This is a genomic window from Rhodoferax sp. UBA5149 (assembly GCF_002413825.1).
GTDB lineage: Bacteria > Pseudomonadota > Gammaproteobacteria > Burkholderiales > Burkholderiaceae_C > Rhodoferax.
The window spans coordinates 1,534-5,101 of sequence record NZ_DHXT01000031.1; the positions used below are offsets into that span (position 1 = coordinate 1,534).

A 3,568-nucleotide genomic window follows, 5' to 3' on the forward strand; every position below is an offset into this window, starting at 1 on the left:
GCCGTTGAGGGCCGAGTTCACGCTGGCGGCGGTAGAGCCCACAGCAAACGCGCCGGTGGCGGAGGCGTTGAGCGCGATGTTGGCGTAGTTCACCGCGCTCAAGGTGGCGTTGACCTGGCTGAAGGTGTCGCCCTTGTTCATGGCGTTGTAGAGGTTGTAAAAGCTCAGAGCACCGGCTGCCACCTGGGAGGCCGCGCCCAGGTCGGGCATGGGCGTGCCGTTGGCGATGTTGAGGTCGTTGACCAGGCGCAGCCCACTGGCAAAGGCGGGCAGGGTCTGGCCGGACTTGAAGGCGCCAAGAAAGCCGTTCACGTCGCTGAAGACCGTGGCGGCGTCGCTGTTTTGCAGGTTGGCCGTGGCGTCCACATTCTCGAAACGGATGGGGTTGCCATCGACGTCCCCGGCAATGGTGTAAACCTTGCGCGCGATCACATCGGTCTCGGTGCCGGTGTAGGCGCCATCCACATCCGTGGTGCGGCTGGCAACCGTGGCCAGCACCTGGCTGCCGTCGGCGTTGACGGTAAAAGTTTTGGTGCTGGATTCGAAGCTGTTGTGAGCGGTGGTCTCGGCCACGCTGATGAGGCGGCGGTCGTCGTTGTAAAAACTGGTCAGCGTGACGCCGTCGCCCAGCTCCAGCGTGCGGGTGAAGCCCTGGGGTAACGGGGTTTCGACCACTTGGGGGGCGGGGGCGCCGGTGGCGGCTTGGGTGGCGGGGTCGAGGCCGACAAGGAGGAATTGACCTGTGGTGTCTACTGCGCCGTTAATCAGTTTGGGAAAGGTGAAGCTGAAGGCTTCGAAGTCTTCGGGGTCGAAGGCATAGGCTGATCCTGTAGGGAGGGCTTGCCCGTTGATGGCCTTGATGCCGACGATGTGAATGTCTGCTGCCAAGTCGCCGTCCACACCGTCGCCACTGATCTCCGCCAGCACCGACACCGATTTGCCAGCTACAGAGGTTTCAATATCGAGGTGCTTGCCGTTCATGTCCGCTTGACCGGCATCGTTGCTTCGGAGGAATGAACCTTCATTGAGGAGGTGATTGTTGCTGTCGTAGGCACGGGCCGTGCCACTGCCGTCGGCGTTGGTGGTGATTTCAAGGACGTTGCCGTCGTCATCGGTTTGGCGGGTGCTCGATGACAGAATGTTGTCCTGAAAATCCTTCGTGGTTACTCTGATAGCGCCATCTTGGCTAGTGACGGCGTCTGGCAGATAGTTAATGACGACCGATGGGGCGTTGATGGGCCGCACCGCAATCACGCCCGTTGCAGACAGCGCGGTGGTCGATTGGAGCGCACCGCCAACATCAAAGACCTCGATCATCCGTTCGGCGCCTGCACCAGAAAACTTGACCGTGCTCTGGAGCACCCCAGCAGAATCCCTGACTTCAAACTCGGTTTGCGAATAACGAGGAATGCTCTGGCCTGTTAATGGGTCAGTCGTTGCACCGATATTTTTGAGGTGCAGCGTGAGCGTACTGGGTGAGGAGGTGTCCGCCTGAGTTCCTGCCAATAATCCCAAAGCTTGGCTGACCTGTAGAGAAGAGTGTTTATTGCCAAACTGGTCTGTTCCCATCGCATAGGCAATACCAGCCACCGGGTTCACCGCACCGATCAGAAACGCGTACAAAGCTTGCTGGCTGCTGAAGGTCACGCTGGGTAGATAACTGGTTTGTCCGATATGCTCGCCCGTTCCGCCCGACACCAGGCTGCCAGCGACCTCGTAATTGGTGAAGGTGGCTGTAGCGCCCAAACCCTCGGCTGGCAATCCTGCTGCTATCGCTGCAGCACCGAATTCCGCCGTCTGCACAATGCGCGATGCGGCACCGGGGTCAATGGTGGAGCCGTCAAGACCGTAGGCTTGGGCCGTGATTTGTGCAATGGTGCCGCCCAGGCTGTGGCCGGTTACGAGGAGCGTGTTTGGGTTTGTGCCGAGCGGGAAAATCGTTCGGTCGCCTTGCACCTGCGCGACGAAATCTATTCCCTGCTGAAACTGAGAATTCCAGGAACCCGCTGCAATCGCTAAATCTGCAGCCGCATCTTTGATCCCGTCGGTGCCTCGGTAGGCAACCACAACTTCACCTGTGGTGGCGTTTTTAAACGCGAAGGCAGTAAAGGGGGGTGACTCTTCGTCAGACAAGGCCAGTTTCCAGCCAGCTGGTAGATTCGTCATATCGCTTAGAAACGCCTTGTCCTTGTATGCCAGCACTGAAAACTGCGAAAGCAAGGCGTCTTTTTGGATGGATGTGGTCACGGTGTTGTTCCTCTGAATTTATTGGTTTGTTGCCGCGGGCGTGTTGTTGCCTGTGCCTTGCGCACCTAACGGCGACGCGAACAAGCTGCGGTAAAAGATGGCGTTCTTGTCGCTTTGGGCTTTTTGCAGGTCTTTGATTCGCTGTACAAAGCCCTCTGGCAGAACTATTCGATTGAATCGGGCAATTGGCTTATCAAATACATCCCTCTTCGCATCCAGACGAAGATTTATTGATTTCCGAGAGAAGGAGCTACAGCCAAACTGCAAATTTACCACCGACAGTTTTCGGTAGAAATCATTGATGTACCCAATAACTCCCATTGCGCCTGAAATGTCTTCCTCGTCACCTTTGGCCCATGTATTGCTCGTAAATATCGCCTCCCGCTTCGAAACAGGATCAGCAAATGGGATCATTTGCCCATGAAGAGTCTCGTTTCTGATAATCCCCGGCGCGGGCTCAACAGCCAGCGTGCCATGTGGGCGCTCCTTAGGGTCAAGTGGACGCAGCCATCGCATCGACGCATAAGCGGGTTGCCATTGAGACTTAATGTCGGTCGCCCATGGCAAGGGGGTTTTGCTTTCATCAAAGTACAGGTCCAAGAGACATTCCTCGACTTTGCGACAGGCATCGGCCCGACCACCAAAACCGCATTGCTGAAACGATGTATCTTCAATCCGAAACGCCGCCGCCGCGATGCCTTGCACACCCTCGATGTATTTCGCAGGCATGCCAAAAAGATCGGCAAATTCCTTGTTGTAGACCCAGACGTTGTTGTCTTTGAAGAAGGCCTGACGGTCAAATGTCTGATTGATTTCGTAGCGCTGCGATGACTGATTGCGTTCGGTACTCAGTCGCTGTTGCGCTGCGGGTGACTGGGTTTGGACCTGGGCCTGGACACTGCCGCTAAAACCCAGTGACAGGAAACACGCCGCCACTGCGCTAACGGTTTGGCTCACCTTAAACACTTTGTTAGTCATGCTTTTACCCTCCGATTTAATAGGTTGTTGGGAAATAACGACTTCATCATGACGCAGCGATGAATAGCCTTGATCAACGGCGGTTGCTGAACGGTGTCCCCGCCATTTTTCGGTTGGAGACGACCCAGCTGCAGCTGGTTGATGGACGGGGTGTTCACGCGGCGACATCCCAAACCCCATCATTTGCCACAGGCGTATTTATCAAATTAAATTGCCCTCTAGTCCCCGTGTTTTCTTCGCATAAAGCTATTATTTCAGGAGCAAATGACGGCATGCTGGCAAACTCATATCCCTGCACCTGCCCATCCTGGTTGAAGTCTTGCCAGACCTTGAGCTGGTTAAA

The 3,568-nt window shown here is 56.0% G+C and carries 3 protein-coding genes; all 3 read right to left on the reverse strand.

What is annotated here, in order from left to right; genetic code table 11:
* Window positions 1-2,247 (reverse strand): hypothetical protein (locus tag B3V69_RS02450; RefSeq protein ID WP_296443458.1); only part of this gene is annotated, 2,247 nt, incomplete at its 3' end.
* Window positions 2,248-2,265: 18 nt separating this feature from the next.
* Window positions 2,266-3,225, reverse strand: coding sequence for a hypothetical protein (locus tag B3V69_RS02455; protein WP_296443460.1), 960 nt, complete (start codon window positions 3,223-3,225; stop codon window positions 2,266-2,268).
* Between the two features lie 154 nt (window positions 3,226-3,379).
* Window positions 3,380-3,568, reverse strand: a 189-nt coding sequence (locus B3V69_RS02460; RefSeq protein ID WP_296443462.1) for a hypothetical protein, incomplete at its 5' end; no start/stop codon positions are given.